Source organism: Caulobacter sp. GW821-FHT11E11, from assembly GCF_058808315.1.
Map to the genome: position 1 here is coordinate 239633 of NZ_JBXARO010000003.1, position 20987 is coordinate 260619.

18 protein-coding genes are annotated in these 20987 nt (G+C 67.7%); 13 read left to right on the forward strand and 5 right to left on the reverse strand.

The window, feature by feature from the left end; translation table 11 throughout:
- Positions 1-52: 52 nt before the first annotated feature.
- The 3 genes from AC1RR5_RS08445 to AC1RR5_RS08455 all read left to right on the forward strand — a co-directional run bounded on the left by AC1RR5_RS08445 (position 53) and on the right by AC1RR5_RS08455 (position 3021).
- Entirely contained in the window at positions 53-553 is a 501-nt protein-coding gene (locus AC1RR5_RS08445; RefSeq protein ID WP_492920851.1) for a winged helix-turn-helix transcriptional regulator, read from the forward strand.
- A 119-nt stretch (positions 554-672) separates the two neighbouring features.
- On the forward strand, positions 673-2475 hold the full coding sequence (locus tag AC1RR5_RS08450) for a methyl-accepting chemotaxis protein (RefSeq protein WP_492920852.1): 1803 nt from the start codon (positions 673-675) through the stop codon (positions 2473-2475).
- 75 nt (positions 2476-2550) lie between these two features.
- On the forward strand, positions 2551-3021 hold the full coding sequence (locus AC1RR5_RS08455) for a hypothetical protein (protein WP_492920853.1): 471 nt from the start codon (positions 2551-2553) through the stop codon (positions 3019-3021).
- On the opposite strand, the gene AC1RR5_RS08460 is transcribed toward AC1RR5_RS08455, so the two are convergent.
- The 5 genes from AC1RR5_RS08460 to flgK form a co-directional block, all read right to left on the reverse strand.
- Entirely contained in the window at positions 3018-3164 is a 147-nt protein-coding gene (locus AC1RR5_RS08460; protein ID WP_492920854.1) for a hypothetical protein, read from the reverse strand. The two genes, AC1RR5_RS08455 and AC1RR5_RS08460, sit on opposite strands and share 4 nt — an antisense overlap.
- Positions 3164-3613 carry a DUF4126 domain-containing protein gene (locus tag AC1RR5_RS08465; protein ID WP_492920855.1) on the reverse strand — a complete coding sequence of 150 codons (450 nt, stop codon included), beginning with the start codon at positions 3611-3613 and terminating at the stop codon, positions 3164-3166. The genes AC1RR5_RS08460 and AC1RR5_RS08465 overlap by 1 nt, the downstream gene beginning before the upstream one ends.
- A 63-nt stretch (positions 3614-3676) precedes the next feature.
- Entirely contained in the window at positions 3677-4897 is a 1221-nt protein-coding gene (mnmA, locus tag AC1RR5_RS08470) for a tRNA 2-thiouridine(34) synthase MnmA (RefSeq protein WP_492920856.1), read from the reverse strand.
- 66 nt (positions 4898-4963) lie between these two features.
- Entirely contained in the window at positions 4964-5887 is a 924-nt protein-coding gene (locus AC1RR5_RS08475) for a flagellin (RefSeq protein WP_492920857.1), read from the reverse strand.
- A 3-nt stretch (positions 5888-5890) separates the two neighbouring features.
- On the reverse strand, positions 5891-8002 hold the full coding sequence (gene flgK / locus AC1RR5_RS08480) for a flagellar hook-associated protein FlgK (RefSeq protein WP_492920858.1): 2112 nt from the start codon (positions 8000-8002) through the stop codon (positions 5891-5893).
- A 415-nt stretch (positions 8003-8417) separates the two neighbouring features.
- Between flgK and AC1RR5_RS08485 the strand changes: the two genes are divergently transcribed.
- The 10 genes from AC1RR5_RS08485 to flhA all read left to right on the forward strand — a co-directional run bounded on the left by AC1RR5_RS08485 (position 8418) and on the right by flhA (position 20960).
- A complete protein-coding gene (locus AC1RR5_RS08485) occupies positions 8418-10274 on the forward strand; it encodes a flagellar hook-length control protein FliK (RefSeq protein WP_492920859.1) in 1857 nt (618 codons plus the stop codon).
- A gap of 14 nt (positions 10275-10288) precedes the next feature.
- Positions 10289-11005, forward strand: coding sequence for a flagellar hook assembly protein FlgD (locus AC1RR5_RS08490; RefSeq protein ID WP_492920860.1), 717 nt, complete (start codon positions 10289-10291; stop codon positions 11003-11005).
- 132 nt (positions 11006-11137) lie between these two features.
- The gene (gene flgE, locus AC1RR5_RS08495) at positions 11138-12907 is read left to right on the forward strand and encodes a flagellar hook protein FlgE (RefSeq protein ID WP_492920861.1); all 1770 of its coding nucleotides are present in this window, start codon (positions 11138-11140) and stop codon (positions 12905-12907) included.
- 168 nt (positions 12908-13075) lie between these two features.
- On the forward strand, positions 13076-13357 hold the full coding sequence (gene sciP / locus AC1RR5_RS08500; RefSeq protein ID WP_099580735.1) for a CtrA inhibitor SciP: 282 nt from the start codon (positions 13076-13078) through the stop codon (positions 13355-13357).
- A gap of 271 nt (positions 13358-13628) precedes the next feature.
- Positions 13629-15290, forward strand: a complete 1662-nt coding sequence (fliF, locus tag AC1RR5_RS08505; protein WP_492920862.1) for a flagellar basal-body MS-ring/collar protein FliF — start codon at positions 13629-13631, stop codon at positions 15288-15290.
- Positions 15290-16312: a flagellar motor switch protein FliG gene (fliG, locus tag AC1RR5_RS08510; RefSeq protein WP_492920863.1), complete on the forward strand. Its 1023-nt coding sequence runs from the start codon at positions 15290-15292 to the stop codon at positions 16310-16312. The genes fliF and fliG overlap by 1 nt, the downstream gene beginning before the upstream one ends.
- Before the next feature lie 13 nt (positions 16313-16325).
- The gene (locus tag AC1RR5_RS08515) at positions 16326-16961 is read left to right on the forward strand and encodes a FliH/SctL family protein (RefSeq protein WP_492920864.1); all 636 of its coding nucleotides are present in this window, start codon (positions 16326-16328) and stop codon (positions 16959-16961) included.
- Between the two features lie 15 nt (positions 16962-16976).
- Entirely contained in the window at positions 16977-17312 is a 336-nt protein-coding gene (fliN, locus tag AC1RR5_RS08520; protein WP_492920865.1) for a flagellar motor switch protein FliN, read from the forward strand.
- 27 nt (positions 17313-17339) lie between these two features.
- Positions 17340-18713, forward strand: a complete 1374-nt coding sequence (flbD, locus tag AC1RR5_RS08525; RefSeq protein ID WP_492920866.1) for a sigma-54-dependent transcriptional regulator FlbD — start codon at positions 17340-17342, stop codon at positions 18711-18713.
- Positions 18714-18851: 138 nt separating this feature from the next.
- Positions 18852-20960 (forward strand): flagellar biosynthesis protein FlhA, encoded by a 2109-nt coding sequence (gene flhA, locus AC1RR5_RS08530; protein WP_492920867.1) that lies wholly within the window; start codon positions 18852-18854, stop codon positions 20958-20960.
- The last annotated feature ends 27 nt before the right edge of the window (positions 20961-20987 follow it).

The window sequence follows — 20987 nt, forward strand, 5'->3', positions numbered from 1 at the left end:
TCAAACGCAACGGTCTCTTGCTTTCCCTCGCGGAACGCCGCACCCTGCCAAAATGGGCCGCACTGCTGACTATACGAACGAACGTTGCTCGGTCGCCGCCACCCTCGAGGTCGTGGGCGATCCCTGGACTCTGCTGATCCTCCGCGACGCTTTCGCCGGGGTGAAGCGCTTCGAACAATGGCAGGAGCGGCTGGGCGTGGCCCGCAACGTCCTGGCCGCGCGTTTGAAGACCCTGGTCAGCCACGGCGTCATGGAGACCCGCCTCTATTCCGAGCGGCCGCCGCGCAACGAATACTGGCTGACCCAGAAGGGCCTGGCCCTGTCCCCGGTGCTGCTGACCATGTCCGAATGGGGCGACCGCCACGTCTATGGTCGCGACCAGTCGCCGGTGATGTTCACCCACAAAAAGTGCGGTTGCGCCTTCCATCCGGTCCTCGCCTGCGAGGAGTGCGGCGAGGTGGTCCAGCGCCGCGACCTGGAACGCGCGCCTCGGGAGGCCCAGGGCCTGACCGTCGGCGAGGCGCTTGAAGCGGTCAAGATCGCCGCGGAATGACCCGATACGGGTCGGCGGCGGGGTGCGGCCTTTTCGCCGAGTAAGGTTTCGGAAAGCACGTTGGGCGCGAAGTTTGCGCGCGCGGCAAACGTTTGCCGGCCCTGCTCGGACGGCTTTCCATGTTCCTCAACAACCTGAAGATCGCGCGCAAGCTGCTGCTGACCTTCGCGGTGCTGATCGTCGTGTCGCTGATCGGCGACGCCATGGTCTTCCTGAAGCTGGACCAGATCCACGACGCCGCCCAGAAGAACGACAAGACCTACGACCTGTCGCTGGACGTCGAGGCGGTCACCCAAGGGCTGGTCGAGCAGCAGAACGCCGTGCGCGGCTTCGTCATGGCCAGAGACGCCTCGCACCTGGAAGCCTACGAGGCCCATGTGAAGGCCGTGGACGGCGCGGTCGACCGTTTCATCGCCGACACGTCCAGCGAGCGGCAGCGCACGCGGGCCCAGAAACTGAAGACCATGATCGCCAACTGGCGGGCTGAGTTCGCCGACAAGCCGCTGGCCCTGGCCAAGCAGGAGGGCGGCCACGATCAGGCCGTCGAGCTGATGGGGCGCAACACCCTGCGCGAGATGCAGGCGACCCTGGACGAGATCAGCGAGGCCCAGCATCTGCTGCAGGACGAGCGGCTTGAGTCGCAGTCCAAGGCCATCTTCATGGGCAAGATCTATCTGGTGGTCAGCTGCCTCTTGGCTTTGGCGCTGTCGGCCATCCTGGCCGTCGTGCTGAGCCGCCTGGTCGCCGCCCCGGTCAGCGCCATGACCTCGGCCATGCGCCGCCTGGCCTCGGGCGACAACGCCATCGCCATTCCGGGCGTGGGCCGCCGCGACGAGATCGGCGAGATGGCCGGCGCGGTCCAGGCCTTCAAGGACGCCGCGATCGAGAAGCTGCGACTGGAGGGCATGACCGCCGAGCAGCGCGCCGCCGCCGAGGCCGAACGCGCCCGCGTCGAGGCCGCCAAGGCCCAGGCCCAGAAGGAGCAGGAGCTGGTCGTCAGCTCCATCGCCCAGGGGCTGGAGAAGCTGTCGGCCGGCGACCTGGTGTTCCGCCTGAAGACCCCGTTCGCCGCCGACTACGAGAAGCTGCGCGCCGACTTCAACCAGGCGATGGAGAGCCTGCGCGAGACCATGGGCGTGCTGTCCGACGCCAGCCGGGGCATCCGCTCGGGCACGGACGAGATCAGCCAGGCCTCCAGCGAACTGTCGCAACGCACCGAGCGCCAGGCCGCCAGCCTGGAAGAGACCGCCGCCGCCCTTGATCAGATCACCGCCACCGTCCGCAGGACGGCCGATGGCGCCGACCAGGCGCGCCACATCGTCGGCCAGGCCAAGGACGACGCCGACGGTTCGCGCCGGGTGGTCGACGACGCCGTCGCCGCCATGGGCCAGATCGAAAACAGCTCGCGCGAGATCAACCAGATCATCGGGGTGATCGACGAGATCGCCTTCCAGACCAACCTGTTGGCCCTTAACGCGGGCGTCGAGGCGGCCCGCGCCGGCGAGAGCGGCAAGGGTTTCGCGGTCGTGGCCATGGAGGTGCGGGCCCTGGCCCAGCGCTCGGCCGAGGCGGCGCGGGACATCAAGCGCTTGATCAATACGTCGGGCACGGAGGTTGGGCGCGGCGTTGAGCTGGTCGCCCAGGCCGGCGAGGCGCTGACGCGGATCGGCGAGCGGGTCGGCCAGATCAGCGGCGTTGTGGCCGGCATCGCCGCCGCCGCCAAGGAGCAGTCCACCGGGCTGGTCGAGGTCAATGTCGCCGTCAACCAGATGGACCAGATGACCCAACAGAACGCCGCCATGGTCGAGGAAAGCACCGCCGCCGCCCACGGCCTGGCCCGCGAGACGAGCGAGCTGTTCCGCCTGATGAGCCGGTTCAAGGTCGAGGACGGGGTCGCGGTGCGCCCGGGCCGCGCGGCCTAGGGCGTCCAAACCCCTTGTCCCGGCGGGCGGCGACCTGGATCATGGGCGCCGTTCAACAGGGGCGAAGCGTACGTCGTGACCAGTGACACCGGCCTGAGCCCCAAGGCTCGCCTGCGCGCCTACGCCTTCGCGGTGGTCTGCACCGGGCTGGGCTGGACGGGCGCGATCATCGGGCGCAATGCGGCTTCGGTCGCGCTGAGGGCCGCCCTGATCCTGGCCGTGGTCGCCTGCGGCGTCGCGGTGCTGTTCACCAGCATCATGCTGCGCGAGATGTCTGTGCGGAACAGGGCGGAGCTGCCGCTCTACGACTGGCGCACGCTGCCGTTCTGGCTGGCGATCACGCCGATGGTTACGCTTTTCGCGTTTGGCGTCTCGGCGCTCGGCATCGGCGCAGCCGTGGCGTTGGCGCTGGTCGCGCCGGTGCAGGACGTGAACGCTCTCATCACCCAGCATTTCACGCGCGAGGCCCTGCGCGACCAGGAATTCCGACGCCCTCGGCCGACGGTGCTTCAGGAGGGCGACGGCAAACCTCCGGGCGAAGGCTAGTCCGCCACGCCGCCGCGCAGCGAATCCTCGCCGTCCAATTCCTCGATGTGCTGGCGCTGGCGGCGGACGCCGTCGGCCGGCGCATCCGCCTCCGGCGCGGGCGTCATTTCGGGCGCCACCGGCTCCTTGTCCTTGCGTTCCATCAGCGTAGCGCCCGCGTGACCAGCTGGGCCGCGCCGACGGTGAGGGCGTCCTCCACGAGGCCGCTGTTGGTCTGGCCGAAGCGGTTGATGGCTTTCATGCGCAGATGGAAGGTGACGTAAGAAGCCGCCACCGCCGCGCCGATAGCGAGCGCGCCGCCCAGCAGCATCTTCTTGCGCGGGGCCAGGGCGGCGCCGGTGAAGCCTGCGGTGATGACGCGGGCGGCGATGCCCAGCGGCACGATGCGGTCCGGGGCTGTCTTCAGCTTGTCGCCCCACAGCTCGCCGGCGGCCAGGGCCTTGGTTCCGGCCGCGACCAGGGGATGGCCGAGAAGCTGGGCGGAGGGATTGTTGGCGTCCAGATGACCGCCATGCGCGGCCTCGCTGACAGCGGCCAGCGGGGTCATGGAGCGGGAGCCGGCCGACAGGCCGATGAGCAGGGATCGGAGCATGCGGATCTTCCGTGAAGGGTTCTTGTGCTGAACCCCGGAAGACCCGGTTCGATCCGTGGCGTGTCAGGCGGTCGGCAGGTCCATGGTCCGCGTCGTGCCGGCGATGAAGCCGCCGCCCAGCACGCGCTCGGGATCGGCGGGGTCGTAGAGCACGCAGGCCTGGCCAGGCGCGACGCCTTCCTCGGCGCCGTCGAACACGACCGCGACCTGGCCGTCCTGGAACGCCAGGCGGCCGGCGACCGGTTCACGGGTCGAGCGGACGCGGGCCAGCACGGCCTGGCCTTCTTCGGCGGCGGCTTCCAGGCTGTCCTGGCCGCCCAGCCAGCTGCCTTCCTTCAGGGTGAGGGACGCGGTCAGCAGGGCTTCGCGCGGGCCGACGATGACCTGGCGCTTGTCGGCGTCGATACGGACGACGAACAGCGGGTCGCCGACGGCGATATTCAGGCCTCGGCGCTGGCCGATGGTGTAACGGGTCACGCCCTCGTGGCGGCCCAATACGCGGCCGTCCAGGTGCACGACGTCGCCCGCTTCCGCGCCTTGCGGGCGGATGCGGTCGATGACGGTCGTGTACTTGCCCTCGGGGACGAAGCAGATGTCCTGGCTGTCGGGCTTGTCGGCGATGGCCAACCCTAAGCCGAAGGCGACGGCGCGCACGGTCGGCTTGTCCATGCCGCCCAGCGGGAAGCGCAGGAAGTCCAACTGGTCGCGCGTGGTGGCGAACAGGAAGTAGCTCTGATCCTTGGCCGGATCGGCCGCGCGACGCAGCTGCGGGCGATTGCCGCCACCCGCGAAGGCGCGCTGCACATAATGCCCGGTGGCCATGGCCTCGGCGCCCAGGTCGCGGGCCACGTCCAGCAGGTCGCGGAACTTGACGGTCTGGTTGCAGCGCACGCAGGGGATCGGCGTCTCGCCGCGCAGGTAAGCGTCGGCGAAGTCCTCGATGACCTGCTCGCGGAAGCGGCTCTCGTAGTCCAGCACATAGTGGGGGATGCCGATGCGCTCGGCGGCCATGCGGGCGTCCAGGATGTCCTGGCCGGCGCAGCAGGCGCCCTTCTTGGTGATCGCCGCGCCGTGGTCGTAGAGCTGCAGGGTCACGCCCACCACGTCATAGCCGGCCTTGGCCAGCAGGGCGGCGGTGACGGTGGAATCCACGCCGCCGGACATGGCCGCGACGATCCGCGTGCCCTCCGGCAGGCCGACGGCCGCGCGCACCTGTTCGACCGCGCGCGCGATCAGGGCGTCGGCGTCGGTCGGGGCGGCGGGGATCAGCAGGTCGGCGTTCATCCGCCGCCATATAGCGGTTGATGGCCGGTTTTGCGAGGTTAGGGGAGGGCGGCTTGTCGCCGCTCCCTACTTCAGCACGTTCAGCAGCGACGAAGCCTGCAGGCTGGTGAACACCTGGGCCGAGGCCTGGACGGCAAGCTTGGCGGCTTCCAGGCGGGTGACGGCGTCGGCCATGTCGACATCGGTGATGCCGCCGACCATGGCCGTCATGGTGTCGGCCTGGTTCGACAGGTCGTTCTGGGCGGACTCGAAGCGCTTCTGGGTGACGCCGTTCTTGCCCTGGGTGTCGATCACGCCCTTCTGGGCCGCGTCGAAGACGGGCAGCAGGCCTTTGAGGAAGTTGACCTGGGCGTCGTCCAGATTGCCGGTGAACGGGCCGTTGGCGTCGACATAGGCCTGCACCTGCTTGAAGGCCTCGAAGACGTCCGCGCCGATGGCGTCGCCCAGGATGCCGGTCTTGGCGCTGGTCTGCTCGTCGACCCGGTTGGTGGCGATGTACTGGTCGTTCTGGAACAGGTCCGAGGTGATCGGAACGCTGGTCAGGTCGGCCATGCTGGTCGCCGTGGTCGTGGCCGTGTCGGTCTTGGCGCCGGAGAAGACGTAGAGACCGTTCGACTTGGTGTTCAGGCCCTGCACCACCTCGCTGAAGCTGGCGCTCAGCTGCTGCATCAGGGTGGTGGCGCTGCCGGCCGCCAGGGCGTTGGCGATGGCCTCGCGCCCGCCCTGGGTGGCGTTGGAGACGCGGCCCAGGCCGGTGTCCTGCATCTCCAGCCGGTTGCCGACCGACTTGGCCTGGTCCAGCAGGCCGTTGAGGCGGGTCTGCGTGCCGCGCATGGCGGTCAGCATCTCCGCGTTCTTGGCATAGCCTTTCAGGTCGCTGGCGACCTTCTGGCTGGAGACCTGGGCGCCCACCGCATTCTGGCTGATCTGAGCCTTCATGAGGTTGGACGTCATGATGTTGTAGTTCTGAACGGTCGAGACGCGGGTCATGGCTTACCCCAGGATTCCGGTGAGCACGTCGAACATGTCCTTGGTCGCCTGGATCAGGCGGGCCGAGGCGTTGAAGGCTTGCTGGTAGGTGGTCAGGTTGATCAGTTCTTCGTCGAGGTTCACGCCCTCTTCCGACTGGCGCTGGCTGTCGACCTCGCTGGCCACCGCGTCTGCGGCGTCCTTGCGGCTTTCGGCGGTGGCCGACTTGCGGGCGATCGAGCCGCTGAAGTCCGAGGCGTAGCGGATGACGCTCATATTGACGGCCGAGGCGTCGCCGGCGGCCGAGAAGGCGGCGGCGGTGTCGCCGGCCTTGGCCAGGGCCAGGGCGCCGCGGCCGTCGCCGACCGCGAGGGCGGGACTGCCGCCGACGATCTGGGTCAGGTCCAGCTTGGCGAACGGCACCAGCTTGGGGTCCGCGTCCATCGTCTTGCTGACATAGAACTTCTCGCCGCGGGTGCTGCGCTCGGCCGGGCCGATGCCGAACAGCTGGCTGACCGAGGGGCCGCCGATGCTGCGCTCGGTGGTGTCGGCGACGACCGACATGGTCACCGGCGTCGTGCTGTTCGAGGTGAAGTTGATCTGACCCTTGTCGGTCAGCGTGAACACGCCGTACAGGCCCGTGCCGTTGGCGCGCGAGTTCAGCGCATCCAGCATGTCCTGCATCGTGCCGCCGGGAGGCGGGGCGACGGTGATGTCGCGGATGCGGCCGCCTTCGACGTCCGTCAGGCGCAGGGTCATGGCGCCCGAGGTGAAGCCGTGCAGGTCCGTCGGGGTCAGGCCCGTCTCGTACGGCGAATAGCCGTCGGTGCGGATGATGTCGTTCAGGCCGAAATAGTGGCTGAAGCCCTTGCCGGCCTTGGTCGCCGGATTGGTGGCGTCGTCCTGGATGGCCACGCCCAGGCCGCCCGCGCCGCCGATGCTCAGCGCACCGCTCGAGAACCCGGCCGAGCCCTGGGCGCCCAGGGCGGTGTTCAGCTGGGCCATGAAGTCGGAGCTGTTGAACGTCGGACCGGCGCCGCCGTCGATGCTCATCGTGCCGGCGTCGAAGTCGATGTCGATGCGGCGCTGGATGACGCCGCTGCTGTCGGTCAGGGCGATGGTCGTCTTGCCGGTCATGCCGGTGATCGCCGCCTGGGCGTCCAGGCCGGTGTCGCGACCGTTCAGGATGGTCGGGGCTGGCACCGACGAGGCGGCGTTGGAGGCGCGGTTGATCTCCTCGGCCGCGCGCGATGTGAACTCGCCCAGCTGGTCGGACAGGTTGACCAGCTCGACGTTGCGCACGTCCAGCAGGCCCTTGATCTCGCCGCTGGTGATGTTCAGCGGGGTGGGCTGCACCGAGCCGTTGGCCAACTGCACCGTCAGGTAGCCAGTGGCGGTGGCCGAGGTCTGGTAGGTCAGCTTGGCCGCGCCGTCACCGGCCAGCGGCAGGCCCTCGGTCGAACGCACGTAGATGCCGCCCAGGGTGCGGGGCGAGATCTGGACGTTCATCATCTTGGCCAGTTCGTCGACCAGGCCGCTCTGGACGTTCTCGGCGCCGGTGGCGTCGGCCCCGGCCACCTTGGCGCGGGTGATGTCGGTGTTCAGGCCGTCGATCTGGCTCAGCAGGTCGTTGACGCGGTTGACGTCGGCCGAGATGCGGGTGTCGGCGTCCTTGCCCAGCTTGGACAGCGACGAGGTGATGCGGCTGGACTCGCTGAGGAAGTCGTCCACGCGCGTCAGGGCCTGGGTGCGCAGCAGCGACGAGGACGGATCGTCCTGGGCCGAGGAGAAGGCCGCGAAGATGTTGTCCAGCGTCTGGAAGAAGCTGGTCTCGCCGCTGGGATCGCCGAACAGCTGCTGGGCGCTGTTCATCGTGCTGGCGACGACCGAGGAGCGGCCGCTGTCCGACGCGGCGTTCAGGCTGGCCGACTGCAGGAAGCGGTCGGTCGCGCGCTTGATGGCGTCGATGCTGACGCCCACGCCCATGCCGTTGGACAGCAGGTTGGACTGGCTGACCGTCTTGCGGACGTAGCCGGTCGTGTTGACGTTGGCGATGTTGTCCGACGTGACGCGCAGACCCGTCTGCGCGGCCATCATGCCGGACGTCGCCGTGCTCATGATCGCATTCAGCGACATGCGTAGGCTCCTTCATGCTCGGCAAACCGCGCAACACACGGCGCGACCTTGCCCGGCGAAACTTGCCGAGCTGGGGTGGGGATCAAGCCCCGTTGAAATGCCAAGCCATTGAAATTCAAGGCGATATGTTCCGGTGGTCGGAAATTCGACAAGAGGCCATGCGCAATTACGGCGCCAACTGCCCCCGGAAGGCCCCCGCGACGCGCCGACGCGGCAACTCACGTCGCTCATGACCCCTCGGACTCGGCAAAAAGCGCCGCACGGGGAGCGATTTTTCTTCGTAAACAAGGGATTAAACTCAATGAAATCATGGATTTGACCATGATTTTCCGAGTTGGCCCGACCATTGCTCAGAGGGAGACCGAACAAGGCGTGTTCGTCATGGACCGCCGCCGAGCCCGAGCAACGACTGCGAATGACCGCGATCGCCGCCCCCACCGCCGCTCTTCCCGCCGCGCCGACCCCGGCCGTGAGCGCCAAGTCGTCGAATGACGGCTTCGACGCCCTGCTGGCCATCGCCGGCAACGACGACGAGGCGCCCGCGCCGCGTCCCTCGCGTACGGAAGCCAAGAGCGACGCCAAGGTCGACCAGCGCGACGACCGCCGCGAAGACCGCGACGTGAAGAAGGCCGACAAGCCGGCGCGCACCGACTCCAAGAGCGACACCCGCGCCGCCGACCGCGCTGACGATGCCCAGGACGCCAAGGCCGACGCCGCCGACGCCAAGTCGGACGCCGCCGACAAGGCCTCGGACAAGGCCGACGCCACCCAGGACGCCAAGACCGACGACACCAGCGACAAGGACACGGCCAAGACCGAGGTCTCGGACAAGGAGGCCGGCCAGGTCGACGCGACGCAAGCCGCCGCCCAGGCCGCCGCCACCCTGATCGCGGCGATGACCGTTCCCGTGCAAGCCCCGGTCCAGGCCGAGCCGACCGCCGCCGCCCAGCCGGTCGTCGACGCGACCGCCACGGCCGCCGAGCCGGTCGCCGACTTCGCCGCCGCCATCGACGCCGCCCAGACCCAGACGGTCGCCGCGCCGGTCGCCCAAACCGCTCAAGTCGTCCAGACGGTCGAGGCCGCCCCGACGACCATCGCCCAAACCGTTCAGGCTCAAGCCCAGCCGGTCCAGGCTCAACCGACCGCGACGACCGCCCACGCCGCCGTCGCGCCGGAAGGCCAGGCCGTCGACGCCGCCGCCCTGGAGGCCCTGGCCCAGCTGTCGACCGAGGAAGCGACCCCGGTCGTCGCCGAGGATGTCGCCGCGCCGAAGGCCGCCGAGGTCAAGACCACCGACACGACCAAGACCGCCGAAGCCCCGAAGGCCGCCGTCGCCCAAGCGACCGCGCCGACGCCGGCCCCGGTCGCCGCGGTCGCCGCGCAGATCGTGGACGCCAAGGTCGTCGCCGAGGCCGCTCCGGCCGTCGCCGCCGACGTCGTCGCGCCGGAAGCCGTCGCCCAGGCCGCCGACGCCGCCGCCGCCGAGACGGTCGCGCCGGAAGCCGCCAAGACCACGACCAAGACCGCCGAAGCGCCGAAGACCGCGCCGACCGCCCTGGCCGCCCAGGCTCAAGCCGCCGACGCCGTCGCCGTCGAGACCGCCCAGGCCGTGACCGCCGTCGTCGCCAGCGCCGAAACCTCGACCGAAGCCAAGAGCGCGGACGCCAACACGACGACGATCGCCGCGGTCGACGCCCCGGCCGCCGCCGCCGCCACGGTGGACACCAACGCCCTGGCGACGCCGGCCCCGCTGGCGCAAGCCTCGGTCGCCAACGCCTCGGCTCCGGCCGCTGCCGCCGCCGGCACGCGTGGCGCGCCGGAAACGGTCGCCGCCCTTTCGGCCGAGATCATCAAGAAGGCCGACGCCAAGGCGACGCGCTTCGACGTGACCCTGACCCCGGACAACCTGGGCAAGGTCGACGTGCGCATCGAGATCGCCCGCGACGGCTCGATGACCGCCTCGATGAAGTTCGACACGGTCCACGCCGCCCAGGAACTGCGCGGCAAGGCCAACGAACTGCGCCAGGCCCTGGCCGACGCCGGCTTCACCGTTTCGGACAACGGCCTGTCGTTCGACGTCTCCAGCCAGAACAACGGTCAGAACTCCAACCCCTTCCTCGCCTTCCAGGACTTCGGCGACCAGAACCAGCGCGCCTTCTCGGGCCGCGCGTTCCAGTCGGCCCTGAACGGCGAAGAAGACATCCTCATCACCCCCGAACTGCTGCCCGGTCTGAAGACGACCACCGACAGCGGTCTGGACATCCGGATCTAGGAAAGAACCGCGCCATGGCCACCGCCGTCTCTTCACAGAACACTTCGTCGGTTCTCGACAAGATCAACAACTCGCGCACGTCGCTCGCCAACAACGAGCAGACGTTCCTGAAGCTGCTGACCACGCAGCTGAAGATGCAGGACCCGCTGTCGCCCACCGACACGACCCAGATGACCCAGCAGATCACCCAGATGACGGGCGTCGAGCAGCAGCTGGTCACCAACGACCTGCTGGCCGCCCTGGTCGGCATGAACACCGGCACGGGTCTGTCGGAAGGCGTCAACATGATCGGCAAGCAGGTCACCGCCACCACCGACAACTCGACCCTGAAGGACGGCAAGGCCACCTTCAGCTGGAGCCAGCCGGGCGCCTCGGCCTCGCTGACCGTCGAAGTCAAGAACGCCGCCGGCAAGGTGGTCCGCACCCTGAAGCCGGACGACCAGAAGAGCGGCGGCCACACCCTGACCTGGGACGGCAAGGACGACGCCGGCGTCCAGCTGGATAACGGCGGCGTCTACACGATCAACGTCATCGCCAAGGGCGCCGACGGCAAGGAAATCAAGGCGACGAACGTCAAGGGCCGCACCGAGGGCGTGGTCACCGCGGTCGATAACTCGACCGGCTCGCCGCAAGTTGTCGTCGACGGCAAGGCCATCCCCGTCGACAGCGTCATCGGCATCACCGCCGTCGCCGCCAAACCCGATACCGAGGCGGACAAAGAAGCCGCCTGATCCACCTGATCCACCCATCGAACGGGCGTCAGAAAGACGCCGACGCGGTCCCCGGAAGACGGTCTTCCCTCGGACCCAAACGCAAACAGCGCTGAACCCTTCGAACCCCATTTTAGAAGTAGGAATTCAGTCATGAGCATCAACAGCGCCATGCTCGCCGGCGTTTCCGGCCTGATCGCCAACTCGTCGGCCCTGGCCGCGATCTCGGACAACATCGCGAACGTCAACACCGTCGGCTACAAGCGTTCGACCTCGAACTTCTCGACCCTGGTCACCTCGGGCTCGAAGAACCAGACCTACAGCGCCGGTGGCGTTAAGGCCCAGACGCACCAGTTCATCAGCCAGCAGGGCCTGACCCAGTCGACGACGTCGAACCTGGACCTGTCGATCTCGGGCTCGGGCTTCTTCGTCGCCACGGAAAAGCCGGAAGGCCTGACCGCCACCGACACCCGCTCGTTCACCCGCGCCGGCTCGTTCCAGCTGGACAGCCTGGGCTACCTGCGCAACGACGCGGGCCTGTACCTGCAAGGCTGGCTGGCCGATCCGGTCAGCGGCATGATCACGCCCGACCCGTCGGACCTGATGCAGCTGTCGTCGATCAACGTCGGCACCGTCGGCGGCACCGCCGAGAAGACCACCCGCGTCGGCGTCAACGCCAACCTGCGCTCGGAACAGCCGGTCGCCGCCGCCGTCTCGTACAAGGTCGGCACCGCCGGCTCGCCTTCGTTCAGCGGCGTCATGGACACCAACGGCACGCCGAAGAGCCACAACTACGACGTCGTCTACAGCTCGACGGGCGTCGCCAACCCGGTCGGCACGCCGACCGAGAACCAGTATCAGGTCGACATCAAGGAAAACGGCGTCATCGTCGCCACCGGCATCGTCGGCTACGATACGGGCACCGGCGCCCTGGCCAGCTCGACCCTGGACTACAAGGGCGCTCCGGCGGGCGGCGGCAGCCTGCTCAACGTGCGCATCAACGCCGCGGGCGACACCGTCAGCCTGGCCGACCTGAACATCATCGGCGGCACGCCGACGGAAGAAGTCGACGCCAAGGCCGGCAAGCTCTACGACCCGGCCAGCTGGTCGATGTCGGACTACGCCCAGGACAACACCAAGGGCGTGAAGCCGGACTTCGAGATCCAGATCCCGCTGTCGGACTCCAAGGGCGGCCAGCGCACCGTCACCCTGTCGCTGCTGAAGGCCCCGGGCCCGAACCAGTGGTACGCCGAACTGCGCGCCAAGCCGGGCGACCTGGCCAACAATGGCAACGGCAAGATCAGCTCGGGCATCGTCGAGTTCACCACGGACGGCAAGCTGAAGGACACGGGCGCCCTGTTCGGCAACACCACCCCGACCTCGATCTCGATCCAGGCCTCGGGCACGGTCGTCACGCCGGCCGACCCGACGGTGCCGGTCTGGGCCGATAGCCTGGGCATCGACACCCAGGACGTCCAGATCGATCTGGCCAGCGCCGCCGGCGGCCTGACCCAGTACAACAGCCAGTCGGTCGTCCAGTCGGTCAACACCAACGGTACGGCCTTCGGTAACCTGACGAACATCGAAGTGGACGAGGACGGCTACGTCTCGGCGATCTTCGACAACGGCGTCACCCGCCGGATCGCCCAGGTCGCCGTGGCCACCTTCTCGAACCCGAACGGCCTGAAGGGCGTCAACGGCAACGCTTATCGCGTCACCAATGAAAGCGGCACCTACAGCCTGAAGGCTCCGGGCTCGGGCGGCGCAGGTTCGCTGGCTCCCTCGACCTTGGAAGCTTCGACTGTCGATCTGTCGACGGAGTTTACGGGCCTGATCACCACCCAGCGTGCTTACTCGGCTTCGTCGAAAATCATCACGACCGCCGACCAGATGCTGGAAGAGCTTCTGAATATTAAGCGCTAATCATAGGGATTAACGCTCTTTAATTCTTGTGTTTCACATCGAGACACTACGGACTGCTAGAGGAGCCATTCTGTTTAGGCATCTTTTACTATTGGGATTAAGCCGCTGTTATTAGGCGGCGCCTATAGTGGCCTTCAACAGTGATGGTTGTGGGAAAGGCGTAAAGCCATGTTGCAGCAGCAGCGCACGAACAGCCGGGGTGAAAAGTACGTCATCGGTCCGACCGGGGCGCCTCTGACTCTCTCCGACTTGCCGCCGCCGGAAACCCAGCGTTGGGTGATCCGTCGTAAGGCCGAGGTCGTAGCCGCCGTCCGCGGGGGTCTGCTCTCGCTCGACGAGGCGTGTGATCGTTACAAGCTGACGAACGATGAGTTCCTCAGCTGGCAGCAGTCGATCGATCGACACGGCCTGGCGGGCCTGCGGACCACGCGGATCCAGCAGTACCGTTAAGACCCGGGAGGGGGTGCGTTAATGTGACCACCCCCTGCTGGCCTGAAAATCCCCGAAGGCCTTGCGCCAAAAGGGTTTGAAGACGTTCAGCGGCCGCTCCCGAAAGGGGGCGGCCGCGACGTTTTGGCGCCTCCGACAGGCTCGTCCACGGCCAAATATAAACGCCTCGTTTACCTTGTACTGGGTAAATCCTGCCTACCGACGGGCGGTTCTCGTTCGCTTGTCGGTCGCTCTCCTCGCGGAGGGCGGTTGGGATCAAGGGTGAGGCTTCGTGGAAAGCTTTCTGGGTTCAATCAAGCAGTTCGGTGTCGGGCGTCTCGCCGCGATGCTCGGCGTGGGCGCCGGCGTCGTCGCGGTCCTGGTGGCCCTCGTCATGTTCATGGGCAAGGAGCCCAATGAGCTGCTGTATGCGAACCTGGACCTGAAAGAGGCCTCCGAGGTCACCGCCGCCCTGGACCAGGCCGGCATCAAGTATGAAGCCAAGGGCGACGGCTCGACGATCATGGTGGCGCGCGACAAGGTCGCCAGCGCCCGCCTGATGGTCGCCGGCAAGGGCCTCGTGAGCTCCGGCTCCATCGGCTACGAAATCTTCGACGGCAACAACGCGCTGGGTCAGACCGACTTCGTCCAGCAGCTGAACCGTCAACGCGCCCTGCAGGGCGAACTGGAACGCACCATCAAGGCCATGCAGGGCGTCAACAGCGTCCGCGTCCACCTGGTGCTGCCCAAGCGCCAGCTGTTCGAGGAAGACGCCGAGCAACCGTCGTCCGCCGTCACCATCGGCGTCGGGGCTCGCGAGCCCTCGTCGGAAATGGTCCGCGCCATCCAGAACCTGGTCTCGTCGTCGGTCCCGAACATGAAGGCCGAGAAGGTCGCGGTCATCGACCAGCACGGCAAGACCCTGTCGGCGCCCAGCGACGAGAGCATGGCCGGAAAGCTGGCCCAGGATCGCAAGACCGAGGCCGAGGCGCGCATCGCCAAGACCGTCAAGGACATGATCGAGGGCGTCCTCGGCGCGGGCAAGGCGCGCGTCAACGTCACCGCCGACATCGACCTGGACCGCGTCACCACCCAGGAAGAGCGCTTCGATCCGGACGGCCAGGTCGTTCGCTCGGAAAGCTCCAACGAGTCCGGCGCCTCGGAAACCAAGAACGACGACAATTCGGGCGTCACCGCCACCTCGAACGTGCCCGGCCAGGGCGGCGCCGCCGGCTTCCAGCAGCTGGGCTCGCGTTCGAACGAGAACGGCACCGTCACCAACTACGAGATCTCCAAGTCCGTGAAGACGACGGTCCAGGAGCCCGGTACGATCAAGAAGGTCGCCGTGGCCGTGGCCATCGACGGCATCACCGCCCCGATGGGCAAGGACGGCAAGCCGGGCGCCTATACCCCGCGCACCGCCCAGGAGATCGCCCAGATCGAAGAACTGGTGAAGACCGCCGTGGGCTTCGACGCCCAGCGCGGCGACCAGGTCAAGGTCACCAACATCAAGTTCCCGCAGCCCGAGGATCAGGGCCTGGAAAAGCAAGGCCTGCTGTCGGGCTTCGACAAGAACGACATCATGCGCTTCGCCGAACTGGGCATCCTGGGCGTCGTCGCCCTGCTGATCCTGCTGTTCGCGGTCCGCCCGTTCATCAAGAACCTGTCGGAGCCCGCGCCGGGCCCGATGGCCCTGGCCGGCCCCGGCCAGCCGGTGACCCGCCTGGTCACGCTGTCGGACGGCACCCAGCAGCAGGTCGTGGTCGACCAGTCGGGTGAGCCGATCGCCATCGCCGGCCCGACGGGCGCCGCCGACATCGACTCGCGTATCGACATCGCCAAGATCGAGGGGCAGGTTAAGGCCTCGTCGATCAAGCGGGTTTCCGAGTTCGTCGAAAAGCACCCCGACGAGTCGGTCGCCATCCTCCGTAACTGGCTGCACGAGTCGACCTGATGGCCATGAAAGTCGCCGTCACCGATATCAAGAACCTCTCGGGGCCCGAAAAGGCCGCGATCGTTCTGCTCGCCCTCGGTGAAGAACACACCAAGATCTGGGAATCCCTGGACGACGAGGAGATCAAAGAGGTCTCCCAGGCCATGGCCGGCCTCGGCACGGTCTCGGCCTCGGTCGTCGAAGACCTTCTGGTCGAGTTCGTCTCGGGCATGAGCTCGACGGGCGCGATCATGGGTTCGTACGAACAGACCCAGCGCCTGCTGGCCTCGTTCATGCCCCAGGACAAGGTCGACCAACTGATGGAAGAGATCCGCGGTCCGGCGGGTCGAACCATGTGGGACAAGCTCGGCAACGTGAACGAGGCCGTGCTCGCCAACTATCTGAAGAACGAATACCCGCAGACCGTCGCGGTGGTGCTGTCCAAGGTGAAGTCCGACCACGCCGCCCGCGTGCTGGCCTGCCTGCCGGAAGACTTCGCCCTGGAATGCGTCACCCGCATGCTGCGGATGGAGCCGGTGCAGCGCGAGATCCTCGACAAGATCGAGATGACCCTGCGCACCGAATTCATGTCGAACCTGGCGCGCACGTCCAAGCGCGACAGCCACGAGATGATGGCCGAGATCTTCAACAACTTCGATCGCCAGACCGAAGCCCGCTTCATCGCCGCGCTGGAAGAGCGCAACCGCGAAGCCGCCGAGCGGATCCGCGCCCTGATGTTCGTCTTCGAAGACCTTTCGAAGCTGGACCCGGGCGGCATCCAGACCCTGCTGCGCGGCACGCCGAAGGAACAGCTGGCCCTGGCCCTGAAGGGCGCCTCGGACAAGCTGCGCGACCTGTTCTTCTCGAACATGTCGGAACGCGCCGCCAAGATCATGCGCGAGGACATGGAGAGCATGGGCCCCGTGCGTCTGAAGGACGTCGATGCGGCTCAGGTCGGCATGGTCCAGGTCGCCAAGGACCTGGCCGCCAAGGGCGAAATCATGCTGGCCGGCAGCGGCGGCGACGACGAGCTGATCTACTGAGGGAAATGGCATCATGATGGACACCCCTCGCAAGTTCGACTTCGGCACGGTCTTCGACGACCGCGGCGGCGTCGCCTACACCCCGCCCAAGGTGAAGAAGAGCTTCACCGCCGAAGAGGTCGAGGCCGCGCGCCAGCAGGGCTTCCAGGACGGCGAGCGTTCGGCCGTGGCCCGCGCCGAGCAGGAAGCCGCCCACGCCCTGCGCGATGTCGGCCAGGCCGTGCAGCAGGCCTTCGAGGGCCTGACCCACGTGGCGCACGAGCACCGCGAAGGCTCGGCCATGCTGGCCCTGGCCTGCGCCCGCAAGATCGCCGACGCGGCCCTGCATCATTTCCCCGAGGCTCCGATCGCCGCGGCGCTGGAAGCCCTGGCCCGCGAGGTCGAGGCCCAGCCGCGCATCTTCGTCCGGGTCTCGCCCGAGCTGGAAGAGCGCACCCAACAGGCGCTTGAGCACGTGGCGACCCAGATCGGCTACCAGGGCCAGATCGTCGCCCGCGCCGACGGCGGCATGGCCCCCGCGGCCTTTACTTTCGACTGGGGCGACGGCCGTGCGGCCTTCGATCCGGACGGCGCCGCCCAGCGCGTCGCCGAAGCGCTGGAGGCCGCGATCGCGGCCGAAGGCCTCCACGCCGAACCCATGTTCTCTTGAGAAGGCTGACCTAAGATGGCCGAAGACAATCTCCCGCTCGACGAATTCGGAGGCAGCATGCTGGCCTCCGAGATGCCGATCGAGCTCAGCGACAAGACCGCCTCCGACCTGGCGCCGGTCTTCGACGTGCCGGTCAACATCTCGGCCGTGCTGGGGCGCGCGCACATGTCCGTGGCGCAACTGCTGCAGTTGGGGCAGGGCTCGATCCTGGAGCTGGACCGCAAGGTCGGCGAAGCGATCGACATCTACGTCAATAACCGTCTGGTCGCCCGGGGCGAGGTCGTCGTCGTCGACGAGCGCCTGGGCGTGACCATGACGGAAATCATCAAGGACGGCGACCAGCAGGGCTAAGGCCCCGTGGTTGTAAGGAGTTAGAACATGCGGCTTCTCGTCGTCGGAAAACTGAACGGACAGCTCTCGGTCGCCGTGAAAATGGCGATGAACGCCGGGGCCAAGGTCTCGCACGTCGAAACCCCCGAGCAGGCGACCAACGCGCTGCGCGCGGGGCAGGGCGCCGACCTCCTGATGGTCGACTACTCGCTCGACATCGCCAGCCTGATCGCGGCCAACGAGGCCGAGCGCATGCGGGTGCCGGTGGTGGCCTGCGGCGTCGACGCCGATCCGATCCGGGCGGCCGCCGCCATCAAGGCCGGCGCCAAGGAATTCATCCCGCTGCCGCCGGACGCCGAGCTGATCGCCGCCGTCCTGGCCGCCGTCACCGACGACGAAAAGCCGATGGTCGTCCGCGACCCGGCCATGGAGTCGGTTCTCAAGCTGGCCGACCAGGTCGCGCCGTCGGAAGCCTCGATCCTGATCACCGGCGAAAGCGGTTCGGGTAAGGAGGTCATGGCCCGCTATGTCCACGGCAAGTCGCGCCGGGCCAAGGCGCCGTTCATCTCGGTCAACTGCGCCGCCATCCCCGAGAACCTGCTGGAAAGCGAGCTGTTCGGCCACGAGAAGGGCGCCTTCACCGGCGCCATGGCGCGTCGCATCGGCAAGTTCGAGGAAGCCGACGGCGGCACCCTGCTGCTGGACGAAATCTCGGAAATGGACGTGCGCCTGCAGGCCAAGCTGCTGCGCGCCATCCAGGAGCGCGAGATCGACCGCGTCGGCGGCTCCAAGCCGGTCAAGGTCAACATCCGCATCCTGGCCACGTCCAACCGCGACCTGGCCCAGTCGGTGAAGGACGGCGTCTTCCGCGAAGACCTGCTCTACCGCCTGAACGTCGTGAACCTGCGCCTGCCGCCGCTGCGCGAGCGTCCGGGCGACGTGCTCAGCCTGTGCGAGTTCTTCGTCAAGAAGTACTCGGCCGCCAACGGCGTGCCGGAAAAGCCGATCTCGGCGGAGGCCAAGCGCCGCCTGCTGGCCCATCGCTGGCCGGGCAACGTCCGCGAGCTGGAAAACGCCATGCACCGCGCGGTGCTGCTGTCGACCGGTCCGGAAATCGAGGAATTCGCCATCCGCCTGCCGGATGGCCAACAGCTGGCCCCGGCCCCTTCGCCGGACGCTCAAGTCGCCCGTGGCGCCCAGATGGCCGCCGACGCCGTTTCGCGCACTTTCGTGGGATCTACCGTGGCTGAAGTCGAACAGAAGCTGATCATCGACACCCTGGAGCACTGCCTGGGCAACCGCACCCACGCGGCCAACATCCTGGGCATCTCGATCCGCACCTTGCGCAACAAGCTCAAGGAATATGGCGACGCCGGCGTCCCTGTTCCGCCGCCGCAAGGGGGCGTGGGCGCGGCCGCCTAGGTGCGACTTCATGGCTCGGCGCCGCGACCATCCGTCCGGCGCCGAACATGGCTAATTCTCGTTAAGGAGATGGCGGCGGACCGCAAATCGCTCCAAGCGCTGGTCTAGCTAGACACTTCAACGGCTCCAAGGTTTCGCATGGCTGACGCCGCCGCCCCGACCGCTCGATCCGTACCCAGCGCCAAGTCGCTGCTGGACGGCTTCCTGCGCGGCGAAATGGGCCTGGCCCTGGGCGTCGTCGGCATCATCGTGCTGCTGATCCTGCCGGTTCCGCCGATCCTGCTGGATCTGCTGCTGGCCATTTCGCTGACCGGATCCGTGCTGATCCTGATGACGGCGATCCTGATCAAGCGGCCGCTGGAATTCACCTCGTTCCCGACCGTCCTGCTGGTCGCGACCCTGTATCGCCTGGGCCTGAACGTCGCCTCGACCCGCCTGATCCTCGGCCACGGCCAGGAAGGCACCGGCGGGGCCGGCGCGGTCATCGAGGCCTTCGGTCACCTGATGATGCAGGGCAACTTCGTCATCGGCGTCATCGTCTTCATCATCCTGGTGGTGGTGAATTTCATGGTCGTCACCAAGGGTTCGGGCCGGATCGCCGAAGTCGCCGCCCGCTTCACCCTGGACGCCATGCCCGGCAAGCAGATGGCCATCGACGCCGACCTGTCGACGGGCCTGATCGACCAGGAAATGGCCAAGCTGCGCCGCAAGGAGCTGGAGCAGGAAAGCACGTTCTTCGGCGCCATGGACGGCGCCAGCAAGTTCGTGAAGGGCGACGCGATCGCCGGCCTGATCATCACCGGCATCAACATCGTCGGCGGCATCATCATCGGTGTCGTGCAGCACAAGATCCCGATCGGCGAGGCCGCGTCCTCGTACACGATCATGACTATCGGCGACGGCCTGGTCAGCCAGATCCCGGCCCTGATCATCTCGATCGCCGCCGGTATGGTCGTCTCGAAGGCCGGCGTCGAAGGCTCGGCCGACAAGGCCCTGATGACCCAGCTGGGCATGAACCCGGCGGGCCTGGGCATGGTCTCGGCCTCGGCCGGCGTCATCGCCCTGATCCCGGGCATGCCGATCATCCCGTTCGCGGTGCTGTCGCTGGGCGCGGGGGCCCTGGCCTACAAGCGCATCCAGGACGCCAAGAAACCAAAGCCCATAGATCCCGCGGCGCTCGACGCGGCCAACGCCGCGCCGGCCGAGGCCGAGGAAGAGCCGATCAGCGCCTCGCTGGCCATCGACGACGTCAAGATCGAGCTGGGCTACGGCCTGCTGACCCTGATCAACGACCTGGACGGCCGCAAGCTGACCGACCAGATCCGCGCCCTGCGCAAGACCCTGGCCGGCGAGTTCGGCTTCGTCATGCCGCCGGTGCGGATCCTGGACAACATGCGCCTGGCCAACCAGGGCTACGCCATCCGCATCAAGGAAATGGAAGCCGGCGCCGGCGAAGTGCGCCTGGGCAACCTGATGGCCATGGACCCGCGCGGCGGCCAGGTCGAGCTGCCCGGCGAACACGTCCGCGAGCCCGCCTTCGGCCTGCCGGCCACCTGGATCGCCGACGACCTGCGCGAGGAAGCCACCTTCCGCGGCTATACGGTCGTCGACCCGGCCACGGTGCTGACCACGCACCTGACCGAGATCCTCAAGGAGAACATGGCCGACCTGCTGTCCTATTCCGAGGTGCAGAAGCTCCTGAAGGAGATGCCCGAGGCCCAGCAGAAGCTTGTCGCCGACCTGATCCCGGGCACGGCCACCGCCACCACCGTCCAGCGCGTGCTGCAGTCGCTGCTGAAGGAGCGCGTCTCGATCCGCGACCTGCCGCAGATCCTGGAAGGCATCGGCGAGGCCGCCCCCCACACCGCCTCGGTCACCCAGCTGGTCGAACAGGTCCGCGCCCGTCTGGCCCGCCAACTGTGCTGGGCCAACCGCGGCGACGACGGCGCCCTGCCGATCATCACCCTGTCGGCCGACTGGGAGCAGGCCTTCGCCGAAGCCCTGATCGGCCCCGGCGACGACAAGCAACTGGCCCTGCCGCCCTCGCGCCTGCAGGACTTCATCCGCGGCGTCCGCGACAGCTTCGAACGCGCCGCCCTGGCCGGCGAGGCCCCCGTGCTGCTGACCAGCCCCGGCGTGCGCCCCTACGTCCGCTCGATCATCGAGCGCTTCCGCGGCCAGACCGTGGTCATGAGCCAGAACGAAATCCACCCGCGCGCGCGTCTGCGCACGGTGGGAATGGTCTAAAACGCCTCCGCAGTCGCAAAACCTTCA